The 15,652-nt window shown below is 59.8% G+C and carries 9 protein-coding genes; 4 read left to right on the top strand and 5 right to left on the bottom strand.

What is annotated here, in order from left to right; translation table 11 throughout:
- Positions 1-286 precede the first annotated feature (286 nt).
- Both VGN12_17755 and VGN12_17750 read right to left on the bottom strand, forming a co-directional pair.
- Entirely contained in the window at positions 287-865 is a 579-nt protein-coding gene (locus VGN12_17755) for a hypothetical protein (GenBank protein ID HEY4311299.1), read from the bottom strand.
- 104 nt (positions 866-969) lie between these two features.
- Complete coding sequence (locus tag VGN12_17750) at positions 970-3,261, bottom strand: alpha/beta fold hydrolase (GenBank protein HEY4311298.1); 2,292 nt, start codon at positions 3,259-3,261, stop codon at positions 970-972.
- Positions 3,262-3,482: 221 nt separating this feature from the next.
- On the opposite strand from VGN12_17750, the gene VGN12_17745 reads away from it, so the two are divergent.
- The 4 genes from VGN12_17745 (at position 3,483) to VGN12_17730 (ending at position 12,140) form a co-directional block, all read left to right on the top strand.
- A complete protein-coding gene (locus VGN12_17745; GenBank protein HEY4311297.1) occupies positions 3,483-6,011 on the top strand; it encodes a ComEC/Rec2 family competence protein in 2,529 nt (842 codons plus the stop codon).
- 462 nt (positions 6,012-6,473) lie between these two features.
- The gene (locus VGN12_17740) at positions 6,474-7,943 is read left to right on the top strand and encodes an outer membrane beta-barrel protein (GenBank protein HEY4311296.1); all 1,470 of its coding nucleotides are present in this window, start codon (positions 6,474-6,476) and stop codon (positions 7,941-7,943) included.
- A gap of 805 nt (positions 7,944-8,748) precedes the next feature.
- Positions 8,749-10,905 carry a peroxidase family protein gene (locus VGN12_17735; protein HEY4311295.1) on the top strand — a complete coding sequence of 719 codons (2,157 nt, stop codon included), beginning with the start codon at positions 8,749-8,751 and terminating at the stop codon, positions 10,903-10,905.
- 887 nt (positions 10,906-11,792) lie between these two features.
- Complete coding sequence (locus VGN12_17730) at positions 11,793-12,140, top strand: P-II family nitrogen regulator (GenBank protein HEY4311294.1); 348 nt, start codon at positions 11,793-11,795, stop codon at positions 12,138-12,140.
- A 54-nt stretch (positions 12,141-12,194) separates the two neighbouring features.
- Here VGN12_17730 and VGN12_17725 read toward each other — a convergent pair whose 3' ends face one another.
- From VGN12_17725 to VGN12_17715, 3 genes are all read right to left on the bottom strand, one after another.
- Complete coding sequence (locus VGN12_17725) at positions 12,195-13,574, bottom strand: hypothetical protein (GenBank protein ID HEY4311293.1); 1,380 nt, start codon at positions 13,572-13,574, stop codon at positions 12,195-12,197.
- A 331-nt stretch (positions 13,575-13,905) separates the two neighbouring features.
- Complete coding sequence (locus tag VGN12_17720) at positions 13,906-14,508, bottom strand: ATP-dependent Clp protease proteolytic subunit (protein ID HEY4311292.1); 603 nt, start codon at positions 14,506-14,508, stop codon at positions 13,906-13,908.
- Positions 14,509-14,568: 60 nt separating this feature from the next.
- A complete protein-coding gene (locus VGN12_17715; GenBank protein HEY4311291.1) occupies positions 14,569-15,204 on the bottom strand; it encodes an ATP-dependent Clp protease proteolytic subunit in 636 nt (211 codons plus the stop codon).
- Positions 15,205-15,652: the final 448 nt, after the last annotated feature.

Below are 15,652 nucleotides of genomic sequence, written 5' to 3'. Positions count from 1 at the left end.
CGCCGACGATTCAACCTCTTCGGCAAACGCGAAACGATATCGCCCCTTTAGAACAAGCCTTGCTCTGTATTTGCCAAGCGGCGTCGGCTTGTTAGTTCCGATGACGTAGTCCACAGAACGTGGATTTAAGAAATGATTCTCGCTCCGACGCCCAGCTTACATATTTCACCTTGGCATTTACAAGCAAAAACTTACCAGTATCAGGCGCCTCACGGGCGCTCTCGAGAGCGGCGACACTAATTAAGATCATAAGCGCGCTAATGCATCGTGAAAATCGAACCAGGGATCAATCTGTCAAAACATAATTCGCACGCAACGTGCGTTTCATACGGTCAAGTTCCTCGGCCGTGAGTGCGGGCTGTTTTTGCAAGCCCTCCTGAACCGTTTTCGCCTCGGCCACGCCTGGTTGCTGCACCAGGTTGACGATGCCGCTGGAATCGTCCACGGCAAACCAAGTCGGCTCGAGCTTCATGTTGTTGGGATTGGTCGCCGTCAGGCGCAGCGTGCGAAATCCTCCCAGTTTGGCGTCGCGAAAGCGGACGATCACGAACCCTTCGCCATTGCCGGTGAGGCCCATGATCTCACTCTTTTCACCGGGCTTTGGGACGCGCACCGCGTAGAATTGTCCGGGCTGAATGACAAACCCATCCGACCACTTGACGCCGTCAGCACGGTGAAACTGCACCGTGAACGGGCGCGCGGTCAGATTATACAATCGCCCTTCGCCGCGCGGCATCGCCGTTTTTTCTGCCGGCGCCACTTGCCCGAAGGCTTCGCCCGCGCCAAGGGCGGAGATCGTGATCAGCGCGATAACTACGAATGCCGCCCTGACCATTCGCGTGATCGCCATTGTCGCGAGCGCCATGTTACTTCTCCTGAACGTGATTTCGAACATTGATGAATAGTAGTTGGTTTAACCTTGCGTCGAGCATTTCGACACTCGGCAGCAATCGACTTTGCCCCTTCCCGCTATTTCGCTAGCGCTGCAGCCAGACCGGGCACCTCGCCGGCACCGACGGGCACGGTGATGCTGGAACCTGTGAATGCCTTCCCGATCGGCTCGTAGCGTCCGCCGAGATGCTCGGCGAGAAAAGCTTCGCTAACGGCGAAGAACGACATTCGATTTTCCGGACGCGCAAAGCCGTGTCCCTCGTCGGGGTACAACACGTACGTTACTGGGATGTGCTTTGCTTCCATCGCGGAAACGATCTGATCGGCCTCGGCCTGCTTCACGCGCGGGTCATGGGCGCCTTGCCCGATCAACAATGGCTTTTTAATATTCGCGACGTGCGACAACGGCGACAGTTTCGTCAGTGTGGTTTTACCTGCCTCGGTCGTGAAATCCCCCACCCGATCCTTGAACAACTGAATCTGTGGCTGCCAATAGGGCGGAATCGATTGCAACAGCGTGATGATGTTCGACGGCCCGACGATGTCGATGCCGCAGGCGAATACGTCCGGCGTCATCGTCATGCCGACCAAGGTCGCGTAACCGCCGTAGCTGCCGCCGGTGATGGCAACAAGCTTTGGGTCCGCGATCTTTTCGGCGACCGCCCAATCCACGGCGTCCAGCAAGTCCGTGTGCATTTTGCCGGCCCATTCTTTGTTGCCGGCATTGACGAATTCTTTGCCGAAGCCGGTCGAGCCGCGGAAGTTGATGCTCAGCACAGCGTAGCCTCGGTTAGCCCACAGTTGGTGCGTCGCATCGTATCCCCAGTCGTCGCGTGCCCAGGGGCCACCGTGTACGTCCAGCACCATCGGGAGCGGCTGCGAAGGCCGGGCATCGCCGTCTTCATCGGTCCCCTTGGGAAGCGAGAGGTAGCAAACCAGATCCAGACCGTCTCGTGATTTTACGACAAGGTCGTGCATTTTCACCAGCGGAAGACCATCCAGATCCTGACGATTCGTGAATAAGAATTTCGCCTTCTTCTGCTCATGATCGTACAGGTAATAGCGCACCGGTCCGTCGTCGGTCAGGTAGGCGACGGTCCACCAGCGATCGTCCAGGGTACGGCTCGTGACCTCGACGTCGCCGCGCGTCACGGTGGCGAGGTAATCCAGATCCGGTTTGATGGCCTGATCGAGTATCTGCCATTGCTTGCGACCGTAAGTGAACGCCACGGCTTGAATTGTCTTCTCCGTCGGGTGCGTAAGCACGCCTGACACGTCAGCCTTTGGGTTGTCGGCCAGCGTCGCTTGCTTGCCCGTCTCGAGATACACCGTGGTAAGAGCACCCGTGTTACGATCGCGACTGTCGATCAGGTACAGCAGATTGCCGCTTTTGTCGAAGCCCGACGGCTGCGTTGTGAGCGTGTCAGCCATGGGAACCTTCATAAAGTCGTCCCATCCGCCCGCGCCATTCGGCCGGAGAATCACGCTGCTGCCATCGGGCAAATACTGCATCGCGAAGCGCACTTTCAAATCTTCATCCGTCAGGTAACCGGCGAAGCCCTGTTTGTTTTGCTCGACTAATTTGCGCTCGCCCGTCGAAATATTGACGCGATAAATGTCGTGGTATTGCTGATCGCGATCGTTGAGGCCAATCAAGATTTCCTTAGGCGCGCGCTCGCTGACCGCTTCGATCTGCGCCGCCACGTTTGCCAGCGGAGTCAGGTCCTGGGTCGTATTGTCAGCCAGGCTTACTGCGTATACGTGCCAGTTCTCGTCACCATTCTGATCTTGAACGTAGAGGACGTGCTCATTCGTGTAGGCCCAGAAATATGCGCGGATGCCACGCTTCTTGTCTTCCGTGACCGCCTTCGCCGCGGCAGGATCGTCAGCCGGCCCCACCCAGACGTTCATCACGCCGTCGACCGGCGCGAGAAAGGCCAGCCGCTTTCCGTCGGGGCTGATACGGGGGCTCGATTTTTCCGGATTGCCGAAAAGCGCTGTCCGCGGGATGAGCGGTACGCCGTCGAGATATTTTAGAGGGGCTGCGGACGCTTTGTCGGGAGCATCGGTATCGGTAGCCTTGATCGAAGCGGTTTCGGTTGGAGTGGAGGTGCTCGCAGGCGCCACGTCGGTCTTGGCCGATGGGGCTGTAACTTCTGCTGGCGCCTCGGTAGCATTCGCTGCATCTGTAGAGGCTTCCCTCGTGGCAGTCGCGGCACCGGCCGGCGGCGCGATCTCTTCGGCGGGCAAAGTTGCCGCCGAACTTGTAGGCTTCTTCGCCTTCTCGCTCACTGCGGGATTGCACGCGGATAAAATGCCCAAGCCCAGCACGCAAATCCACGCCATTAATCCTATAGGGCCGCGATGCATAGCTACACCTCCTGGAGTCGGTTCTGCAAATCGTCTCGCGAATCATCCGTGACTTTTGGCGCAACATAGCGGATTCGGCGAGGGACCGCCAAGGCCGTCCTCAGCGCGCCAGAGGCCCGCTCGCGCGCAGGAAGGCCGCAAAAAACTAGCATCGCGGCCCTCGCGGGCCTACAGTGCATCACTGCCGGTGAATCGAAAACACTGCCGTCAGGACCGTTCGTGTGACCGCGCGCCGCGACAATAGAAACGTCCGAGCGACGACCGGCTATCAACCGTTGGTCGTCGTCGCTGTAGCGGTTTGCGCGGGAATTGTCGTCGATCATTTGTTGCCGGCGCGCTGGACCGCCTGGTGGCTTGCTGCGATTGTGCTGTGGGGGGCTTGGCTCGCCGCGTGGCGCCAAGCAAGACTGCGCATCGCCGGAATCATGATGCTCGCCTGTCTCGCCGCAACCGGCGCCGCATGGCACCAGGTACGCTGGGCACTTTACCCAAATGATGAGTTAGGCACGTTTGCGCTCGATACAGCACAACCGGTTTGCCTCGAAGCTATTGCACGGTCCAGCCCGCGACGTATGCCTGCGCCCGAATTCGATCCGATGCGGCCCGTCACATCGGGCGATCGCAGCCGGCTGACGGTTCATTTGCTACGTATTCGCGATGGCGATCGGTGGCTGCGGGCCTCGGGAACGGCAACGCTGGACGTCGATGGCCACCTGCTCGGCATCCAAGCGGGCGACCATCTACAGGTCTTCGGGCAACTGCGCGCGATCAGCGCCCCTGCCAACCCTGGCGAGTTCGATTTCGCCGACTACGAACGAGTCGATCGCCGCTTGGGCCGGCTATCGGCCGATCATCCCGAGTGCGTGACCGTGCTCGCCCCGGGTTCACTCTGGCAACCGCGACGATGGTGGGACAAAGCGCGATTGGCCGGTGATAACGCGCTGTGGAACTCGCTCGGTCGCACACATTCCGGTTTGGCGCTGGCGCTAATTCTGGGCCAGCGCGAACAACTCGACGCGGCCGCCACACGGCACTATTACGAGACCGGCACCGTCCATCTGCTGTCGATCTCGGGCCTGCACGTGGGATTGCTTGCGTTGGTGCTGTTTCGTGGGTTGGAATTTGGATTTCTTCGCCGCGGCCCGGCGCTGGCCGCCGTGGCGATCATCACGGCGTTGTACGCGCTGGTGATTGATGCCGAGCCACCGGCGGTGCGCGCCACGGTCATGGTGGCGATCGTATGCGCCGCGTTGTACGCGGGCCGGCCAAGTTCGATGTTCAATCTCTTGGGCGCCGCGGCCGTGATCGTTATGGCGTGGAATCCTGCCGAGGTCTTCCGCGCGGGCACGCAATTGTCGTTTCTGGCCGTGGCAACAATGGCCTGGTTAGGACCGCATGCCTGGAAAAGACCAGCGCTGGATCCCTTGGATCGATTGATCGCACGAACGCGACCTTGGCCCCAACGCATTGCAACCAGTCTGGGCGCCGGGTTCGGTCGCATGATGCTCATCACGACTGCGATTTGGCTCATCTCGCTACCGCTGGTCCTGGCGCGTTTTAATCTGATCTCGCCGGGCTCGTTGCTGCTGACTCCGCTGCTGGCTGTTCCTGTCGCACTAGGATTATTCACCGGCTTCGTCCTGGTATCCGTTGGTTGGCTGATCTGGCCCTTGTCGATTCCCTTGGGAATGTTATGCGATACCTGCATGGCAATCGTGGGCAACTCGGTGCGTATCGTCGATCGACTACCTGGAAGCCATGTTTGGTTGCCGGGGCCGCCCACTTGGTGGTTGGTTGGGTGTTACGGACTGATCGCGACCTGGGCCGTCGACGCGCGGTTGCGACCACCACGGCGCTGGTGCGCGGCGCTGCTCGCTGGCTGGATTGCTGTTGGATTCTTTGCCTCGCAAGGCGCTCGACCCCAACGTGACGAACTCGAATGTGCCTTCTTATCGGTAGGGCATGGCTGCGCGGTCGTGATGTCGTTGCCCGACGGTTCCACAGTGCTCTACGACGCGGGACAGCTTGGCTCGCCCACGGCCGCGGCGCGATCGATTTCCGGCTACTTATGGTCTCGCGGTCGCCGACACATCGACGCCGTCGTGATCTCGCACGCGGATATCGATCACTACAACGCCTTACCCGAACTGCTGCGACGTTTCAGCGTCGGCGCGGTTTATGTTTCGCCCGTCATGTTCGACGATGGCGGAGCCGGCGTTGCCGCTTTGCGGGACGCCATTGAAGAAGCCGACGTCCCCCTGCGCGAGATATCGGCCGGCGATCGCCTGCGCGGTTCGAATGAATGTTCGTTGAACGTACTTCATCCGCCGGCGCGCGGCGCCTTGGGCAGTGACAATGCGAATAGCATCGTGCTCGAGGTCATCTATCGGGGGAGACGGTTATTGCTGCCCGGCGATCTCGAATCGCCGGGCCTTGACGATTTACTGGCTGAAAGCCCGTTGGATTGCGATCTTGTCTTGGCGCCGCATCACGGCAGCGCCCAGAGCGATCCGCCAGGTTTCGTCGCTTGGACGACGCCGGAATTTACCGTGATCAGCGGCGATAGCCGATCGAATCGTCCCGAAGTCGCCGGCGCCTATCGCCGCCACGGAGCGCAGGTGTTTAACACATCACTCTTGGGCTCAATCATGGTAACGATCGACGCCCGAAACTTGCGCATCTCCTCATGGCGAGATGAACCGTCGCGCATGCCGGTTGTGCCCTGGCCCCCTGACGAAGGGGAACAATAAACCACTCCTGTGGGCTGTCTGCGAATCGACGATCGCGCGATCGTTGAGGCGGTCGCTCGTGCTATGACGTGAAGTTTTCCATGCGATTTCACGCGCAGAACGCCAGCGCGCTGTGAACAGCGCACCTAGTAGTGCTCTGCTCGTTCTTGGACCAGGTCGAGTCCTCGACAACAGGACGGATTCACGGCGCGCGGGACGGGGCTCTAGCCAGCAGCGCCCGCACATTTTCCGCGACCGTCACCAATTATCAGACGGCCGACGTAACTGCTGGCTCTGTCTATGGATATGGCGTTATTGCCGTCAACTCGCAGCGCCGTCTGTACCGATAGCAGAATTGTCGCCATTAGCGGGCGTGCGCGTCGCGCTCTGTACACGGCGTATGCGTTAAGGATTTGTGATCTTGCAGGCGTTCAGGCGGGCTCCTGCTTCTTCTCCTAACCCAGGAATAACGGAGTGTGGGTCATGAGGTTAACCAAGCGAGCGATGGCACTCGCCATTGCCGGCCTGCTGGCTGGAGGCCAGGCCGCCATCGCGCAACAACCGTCGCGGGTGACGGCGCCTGCCCGAACGACGGCGTACGAGTACGACAGCTACTACGCGCAAGAATCGGAAGGCGCAACTCCCGAGGCCGCTCCCCCCGCTGCTGCCCCCGCAGCGCCGGCTAGCGGCGGCTGTGCCACAGGGTGCGGCGAAAAGAATGGCTGCGGCGATAGCTCCGGCTGCGCTAGCGCCTGTGGTGATGACGCATCTCCCGAGATGTGCCATCTGTTCGAAACGTGCTGGACGAAAAAGGTCGGCCTGCAAATCGGCGGCTGGACCACGCAAAGCTTCACCTGGAATACCAGCAATCCGGCGGACCGCTTCAACGGCCCGGTGACCTGGACCGACCAGGCGAACCAGTACCAGCTCAACCAGCAGTACTTGTACATCGATCGCCCGACGAATACCGAAGGCGACGGCTGGGACTTCGGCGGTCGCGTCGACTTCCTGTACGGTACTGACTATCGTTTCACGACTGAAGCCAACCTGGAAAACCGCATCAACTCGGTAAACCACCCGTACATGGGCTTGGCGATTCCGCAGTTCTACGGCGAAGTGGCGGCCGACAACTTGAAAGTCAAGTTAGGTCACTTCTACTCTCCGGTAGGTTACTTTGTCGTGCCTACGATCAACAACTTCTTCAACAGCTTGCCTTACACGTTCCAATACGGCGAGCCGTTCACTCACTCCGGCATGTTGGCCACTTGGACTGCCAACGAACATTGGACTTTGGGCGCCGGACTCATTCAAGGCTGGGACAGCTTCTTCGGTGGACCGAACCCGCACCTGGGTTCGATCTGCACCGCCACTTGGACGGGTGAAAAGAAAGACTCGTTCGCGTGGGTGTGGATTCAAGACCATGAGCCCGATGCCAACTCGTCTGGCGTCGTCGCTCCGACTGGTGGCCGCGTCTATACGTCGCGCTACTTGCACACCATGGTCTATACCCGTCCGTTGACCGAACGGTTGACGTGGGTTGCCCAAAGCGACTTGGGTGTTCAAGGTGCGGCTTTCGGACCGGGAACGCAAACGGCCCGTTGGTACGGCTTGAACCAATACTTGTTCTATAAGGTCAACAACGCGTGGACCTGGGGTGCCAGCTACGAGTGGTTCCGCGATGAAGAAGGCTTCCGCGTCGGTGCTGCGGTACCGAGCGTATTCAGCCCGAACTCGAGCGGCAACGCCGTCGGCCCTGGCTTCGCCGGTAACTTCTGCGAGACTACCTGGGGTCCGCAGTGGCGTCCGGGCGGCAGCCAGAACCTGTTGATCCGGCCCAACTTGCGTTGGGACTGGTACAACGGCAAGGCCAACTCGGCCGGCCAACTGCCGTATGACAGCGGCACCCGTAGCCAACAGTTCATCTGGGGCACGGACGTGACGTTGATCTACTAGTCGTCTGCAAGATCGCAAGTCCGCCTGACCAGCCGCCCACGCCTCCCTCGGCGTGGGCGGCTTTTTTTTGTTTTGCACGCACAATCTTATGCGCATTGAACACGCATCGCGTTAAGCGCGCTTTTGACGAGATATCGCGCGCGATTCCCACGCCGTGGGCGCTCCGCGCAATGTTAAACGAGATGACGCGATGCATACGGGTCGCGTACCAGACGCATCGCGAGTCACCGGGACAGTCGTCCTAATCGGTAAACCTTGCGTATTTTCCTTGACAGGATATCCCGCGTGGGTACGATCTGAAGTGGCCGTATATCACTGCTTGCAGTGCCGCTTAACCGGTCGGGCTGGTCGGTTGGGTCGCGGCCTCGTGGTAAATTGAGACTGAATCGAGTTTGCACATCTCTAGCGCCGTCGGCGTTCGTCGCCGATGCTGTAGCTCCCTACGTCGTTGGCAATGGTTGTTTCTGCCGTTGCGCGATTGAAGGGGGATCTCTGCGCACACGCGTTTGGTGCAACCGTGTTGATCCTTGCAGTACCCATTGCCGCCGATCGGATTATGGCAAGGAATTCTATCGTACTGTCGGGCTAGGGCGGTCGTCTTGTTGCACTGCGTCAGGGGCTGCGTACCGCTTTCTTTTTTTGCGGTCGTTGAGATCGAGTTGGCGCGATGTTGCGCCGTGTCTCACTTGCACAATGGGTCAGAACCAGGAGCGCCATCTGGCGCTCGAAACACGCGCCCTGCAGGCAGCAGGCGCATATCTAGTTACGGGGGCGGTCGCTCGCAGAGAGCATCAGAGGGAACACCATGACGAAGCATCGCAAACTATCGCTCGAGTATCTCGAAATTCGCAGCCTGATGACTGTGAACCTGGCAACACTGGTTGCCGCCAACCTGCCTCCTTCGTACAGCGTGACGGGGGCGGGCAACAATCTTGCCAATCCGAGTTGGGGAAGCGCCGGCGCTGATTTGGTGCGCAGCATTTTGCCGGCTGATTACGGCGACGGTATCTCGACGCCCAACGGCCAGAACCTGGACAGCGCTCGGGCGATCAGCAACGCCCTCGGATCGCAATCGGGTGATATTTTGGACTCGAACAATCTCTCGGCGTTCACGTATGCCTGGGGTCAGTTCATCGACCACGATTTAGACCTGACTCCCGACGGCGGCGCATCGGACCCGATCGCAGTCCCTACAGGCGACCCGCAATTCGATCCGAATTCGACCGGCACGCAAACGCTGCCGTTTACGCGCTCCGTCACCGATCCAACGACTGGCACCAGCACCAGCAATCCGCTGAATCAGCCGACCGTCGTCACATCGTTTCTCGACGGCTCGATGATCTACGGATCCGACCCGACGCGCGCCGCGGCACTGCGCACATTCCAGGGCGGGACGCTCAAGACCAGCGCCGGCGACCTACCGCCACTCAATACGACAGGCCTGCCCAACGACAACGAAGGACTGGCCGCGGATTCCTCGCTATTCCTGGCCGGCGATGTCCGCGCCAACGAGAACATCGAACTGACCAGCCTGCAGACCCTGTTCGTGCGTGAGCACAACTATTGGGCGGAAAAAATCTCGACAGCCAATCCCAGCTTGAATGACGAGCAGATCTATCAGGCCGCCCGCAGCATCGTGATCGCAGAAATCCAATCGATCACGTTCAACCAGTTCTTGCCCGCTCTCCTCGGACAGAACGCACTGACGACCTACAAGGGATATAACCCGAATGTGAATCCCGGCATCACGCCGGAGTTCTCGGAAGCCGCCTATCGTTTCGGACACAGCCAGCTCGACGACGATGTGCAGTTCCTGACCAACAGCGGCGGTCAATTCTCGTTCAGTTACACCATGCCGGACGGGACGACTCAGACCGTCAATTCAGCAACAGACGTGAGCGGCGGCGAGACGGGAATGCCGCTGGTCGATGCGTTCTTTGCACCGTATGTCATGCAGGGGGGATCAGGCGTCGAGGACTCGATCCTTAAGTACCTGGCCTCGGATGTGGCACAGGGGATCGATACCAAGATGGTCGATTCGGTGCGCAACGTCCTGTTCGGGGCGCCCGGAAGCGGCGCTGGGGGACAGGATTTGTTCGCTCTCGATATTCAGCGAGGGCGCGACGTCGGGTTGCCGACCTATAACGAGGCGAGGGTCGCATACGGCCTGCCGGCCGTGACCAACTTCAGTCAGATCACCAGCGATCCGAACCTGCAGCAGGAGCTAAAGTCGATCTACGGCAATGTGAACAACGTCGAATTGTTCGTCGGCGGCCTGGCCGAAAACCATGCGGTCGGCAGTAGCATGGGAGCAACGTTCCAGGCCATCATCGCCAACCAGTTCGAACGATTGCGCGATGGCGACCACTTGTGGTACCAGAACATTTATCACGGCGCGGAACTGGCCGCAATTCAGAACACCACGCTTGCCGATATCATTCGCCGCGATACGGACGTCACGAATTTGCAGGCGAATGTCTTCGTCTTCAAGGCCTCGGTGTCCGGCACCGTCTTCAACGATGCTAACGCCAATGGACGGCTGGATTTTTCGGATCGCGCACTTGTCGGCCAGACAGTGCAACTGCTGGATGCGAATAGTGGTCAGGTCGTGGCCACGACCAAGTCTGGGCTGTTCGGTACCTATTCGTTCAACATCACCGAAGCCGGCCAATATGTGGTGCAAGTCGCAGCGTCAGGTGCAAGTACCGCTGCCGCGGTGCCGAGCCGGGCGATCGACATCACGAGCGGTAATCAATTCCTGAGGCAGGTGAACCTGGCGGTAGCGCCGAACCATAGCCCGGGCCACCCGACCAAGCCCGGTACTACGGCGGGCGGATCAACGGGAAGCGATCCGGGTGGCTGGAACTGGAACGATCTCATCGGCAATTGGGACAACATCCCCGCGGGGCAACTCTTGGCGAGCATTGTCGACAAGATTCATGCTGCGGGCGTTATCTCCTGAGATTCGTAACGCCTGGGGCATTTTGCCTATGTGAGAGGATCGTGAGAATTTCGCGGGTCGTGCGCGGTCAAAACCGCCGGCGAACGACCCGTTATTTTTGCGCCTCGACCCGATGGCCTCGTCTCTCAGATTCCATTGCATGCTTGCGCGACGCGCCGTGCATTATTCCCAGGCAGATCGCAGCCCGAAAATTGGTCTGTGCCAAAATCCGCGAGCATTTCGAATTTCAAAAACCCCTTACGGCACTTAGCCCTACGACCAATTCAAGAACGCGGGCACGGTTTCGGCACACCGCTTGCTAAAGGGGAAGTGGGCGTGCGATGCGTGACTCGCGGGTGAAGGGCCCTCACCCGCGAGTGACTTTTTTTCTCGCCTGATGTGCATGGAACAACGATACAACAGGACCGATTGCGAGACGCCTCATCCGACGAGATTCGAGGCGATTCGCGTAAAGTAGCAACGGGATGTCGCGGTGGCTGACCAACGCGTTTGACATGCGTTCAGAACATTGTCATGAGCACTAAACCGCGATAACCATCCGTCCAGAAGGATGCCCCAATCGCTTGGGTGGGCGCTCCGCCTAGCCCACCCAAGCTGGGGCGTCTCTTCTCTTCTTTTGCGGCGAGGACCTTTGCTGGTTCTCGCTTTTCAGCAAGTTACCGCCTCTTGAAATCACGGTAATGCTTTTGATTTTCACGGTCGAACAATCGACTCGTTGGCTGCCGCAATATCGCCTCTAGCTGTCCCGCACCATCTCTCGTTGCCGGGGCAATTCCTCTGAACGCGCAAACTGCTTCGCGAACGGGACCTTACGGGCAGGCCTTGCGGGGGCGGCTCTGTCGCGGCTAACATCAAACTCGTATTACACGCCCCGCGGAGTCCCGTTGATGAAGCTCATTATCGCCATTATTCAGCCCAGCCGTCTCGAGGCTGTTAAGGCCGCCCTCACCGAGGTCGAGGTCTTTCGCCTCACGGTTATGGACGTGCAGGGCTTCGGCCGCCAGAAGGGGCACACCGAAATGTTTCGCGGTCACGAGTTTTCGGTAAACTTGCTACGCAAGGTGCAGCTGCAAATTGCCGTGAACGAGGATTTCGTCGAACCCACGATTCAGGCCATCATCAAGGGGGGCCGCTCGGGCCCTGGTGGCGAGATCGGCGACGGAAAAATCTTCATTCTGCCGATGGACGACTGCATTCGCATCCGCACTGGCGAGCGTGGTACCGAGGCGATTTGATCGCTAAGGCGACTTGGACGCCGTTGGAACGCGAGCGAAACAGCGATTTTGGTTCTAACGATATGGGGACCAGTTCGGCCCGGTCGCCTCGGGTGCTGCTGCCGTCTCTTCGACTGGCTCCGGTGTCTTCGGTTTTTCAGCAGGCAACGCACTAACCGCGGATGGTTCCCGTTCGGGCAGTGGCGCCGTGGCGCGCTTCCACATCGTGATCGGTCCACTGGCACGATTCAACGCAGCCCTCGGCCGATCTTCGACGTCGGTCCATGCGGCAGGATTGTTGCCCGACGTTGGTCGTAAGGCGAACTCAGCCACGAACTGTTGACCGTCTTCGGTCGTCAACCGAACAAATAGCATGAGGTCGTCGCGGGTCGGAACAGCATTCGGCCATTGCAAAGTGAAGTGCAAGCCGGCGCCGGACGCGCCGCTTTGCCATTTTTCAGCGACCTGCTCGGCCGAAAAGTTCCACCGCGCGAGCCGGGCCGCGTCTCCTTCAGCCGATGGATCGATAACGGCGATCGCCATGATGCCCGAGGCCGGCACAACCTGCCCAGCGGCATCGCGAGGCTCGACCACCACCCGCAAACCTTCATCGACCGACGTATCACCACCCGCCTTTCGCCAGACGGTGAGCTTCGTATTTATGACCAATGCCGATACGGGCCCGCCACGCGATTGAGACGCCAGGTGCGCTTTGGCGCTCGGCGCAGCGGGCGGAGGTCCAGGTAGTTCTTCGGCCGGGGCGCGCCGAGTCGAGTCGTACGGCGGGGCTTCCATCGGCGGGGCATAGGCCGGTGCTTCAGGTTCGGCCTGCGGGGGTATCTCTTCCGGAGTTGCAGCGTCAGGCGGATAGGCGCCTCGATCGGCCGGCGGTGCGTCAGCCTCGGCGTCACCAGGCCGCGCGGAAATCGGCGCGTAGCGGTTCTGATTCGAAGGCAGCTCCTCCGGATTACGCGAGGCCGTATTTTCCGGCGCAGCCGCCGGGGGGCGCGACATACCCTCTGGAACGTGCGGATCCGGAGGACTGATCACCGGCGGGCCGGTGAACCGCGGTACAAATTCACGAGACCGGCGGCGAGCGCCATTGTTCCGCATCTCTTCGTCAGGTAGCTCGACCTTCGGCGCTTCGATATCAGCATCCGGCGCGGGGCTGCTATCCTGCCTCGAAGGGCTGGAAAACAGCGGCGTGCGGCGCGGCTTGGTCGTTGGGCCGGGCGTCGAGGCCGACGTCGACGAACCGGGCTCCGTGGCGCACGCCTGGCAAGTTTGCAGGGCCGATTTAGCATCCTCAAGCTGCCAGGTCAGCTCGTCCAGCCTTTGCTCCAACTGAAAGTTCTCGCGCTCCAGATCCTCGTTTGCGGTGCGCAGTTGTTGCAAATGACAACCGCTCGTCGTGCATAACAGGGCCAGGGCGGCCATTGACTGCCATCGCATCATGTGCGGCCTCGCGCAGAAATCAGACCGGCTCGCCGGAGCAAGCATCTGTCAGCTTCCTGGAATGTTCGTTGAAACGCCGAATCGGCAACGCGGGAGATTGTCTACAAAGCGCGCTGGCGGCGTCACGACGCGGCCGCCGCGCCTAGGGCGTGGCTTACTGCGTCGCGTGCCGTGGGGCGATCCGCTGACTCACTTCCTTGTGTTTTGACGGGAATCCGTATTTTTTTTGCGACGGTGGCCAATTTGCGGGATGGGAAGCCACGGTCGGTCACTGGCCTGCTCGCGAACTGCAATAGCGCCGTGCGGTGACGCGGCAAGCCTTTCTCGCTACTTACGCACCCGCCGGGGTCGGCGCCATGTGCTCGATAACGCGGTCAATCAACGCATACTCGTGGGCCTCTTCGGCCGACATAAAACGATCGCGATCGGTATCCTTTTCGATCTTGTCCAGGGGATGACCCGTGTGCTTGATCAGGATGTGATTCAGCTTGGCCTTTACCTTCTGAAATTCCTTGGCGTGAATCATGATCTCCTCGGCAGTGCCTTCCATGCCGGCCAGCGGCTGATGAATCATGATCCGTGCGTTCGGCAGAGCATTTCGCTTGCCTGTAGCGCCAGCGGTCAACAGCACCGCGGCCATCGACGCACATTGACCGATGCAATACGTCGCGACATCGCAGGTGATGAACTGCATGGTGTCATAAATCGCCATGCCCGAAGTGACGCTGCCGCCGGGCGAATTCAAGTAAAGATGGACGTCGGCCTTGGCATCTTCGGCCTGCAGGAAGAGCAGTTGCGCGACGATCGAGTTTGCGACTTCGTCGTTGATGCTGGAGCCGAGAAAAATAATACGGTCCTTCAGAAGCCGGCTATAGATGTCCATAGCCCGTTCTTCACGGCCGCTTTTTTCGATGACGTAGGGAATCAATGGCATCGGGAAAACTCGCTAGCTGAAAGTGTTTTGTTCGTCGGAGTTGCCGGCGGCGGAAAGGGCTCAGTCGGCCTTCTCTTCTTCTCCGGTATCGCCCGGAGGCTTCGTGAGGATTTCGTCGACGACGCCGTACTCCTTGCCCTGGCCTGCGCTCATGTAGAAATCGCGATCCGTATCTTTCGCGATGCGATCGATGGGCTGACCGGTATGGTCGGCGAGAATTTTGTTCAGCACGTCGCGTGTCTTGAGAATCTCTTGGGCCTGGATTTCGATGTCCGACACCTGCCCCCCGACCTGGCCGTAGGGCTGATGGATCATGATCTTGGCGTGCGGCAAAGCGTAACGCTTGCCCTTGGCGCCGCCGGCCAGCAATACCGCGCCGCCGCTGGCCGCCAGGCCGACGCAATAGGTGGCGACCGGACAGGTGAGAATCTGCATCGTGTCGTAGATCGCGAGCGTGGCGCTCACGCTGCCGCCGGGGGAATTAATATAAAAATGAATTCCTTTGCGGCGATTTTCGCTCTGCAGGTACAGCAGCTTCATCACCAATTCATTGGCGTTGCCGTCGTGAATCTCGCCCTGCAGCAAAATAATGCGGTTTTCCAGCAGCAAATCGCCCAGCGTCAACTGCCGCTGACGCTGGTAGTCGCGGTAGCTGGCCATGGGCTCGAAGTGGGAAATCCCTGCGTTGCGATTCATGAGAGGTCCTTTATCCTGCGTTTAACATCCGGCGAGGAATTGTAGGCGCACGTCGGCGAGTTGTCTCGTCGTCGCACGGTCGCTCCCCAAGCCGCGTCATTCGCACTCCGCGTCACCAGGAAACCGTTACCGGACACTTGGCGTTGCAGGGTAAATTATTTGGGCAGATCCACCGCGGCAGATTCACTACCGCTTCCCGGACAAGTACCTCGCCCGAACGAGTCGGACTGCCCGACGGCAGAAACGTCGACACGGGCATCCCTGTCCGTAAAACGCTGACCGTAAAAAACGCTATCCGTAACGCTGACGTGATTTCGGTGCTTTAGCCACGTTCCTGTGGCTGCTTCAACGACTCGGCCCCACCGCTGTGCTTCGCGGCGGGAATGTACTCTTCTCCTTCGTCACCACCAAGCGCCTGATCCAGAGCCTCGGCGTCGGAGGCGTCAGA

It is taken from the genome of Pirellulales bacterium, from assembly GCA_036499395.1.
GTDB lineage: Bacteria > Planctomycetota > Planctomycetia > Pirellulales > JACPPG01 > JACPPG01.
Note: the sequence above shows the minus strand (reverse complement) of the source record. Positions and strands in the feature narration are given on the sequence as shown.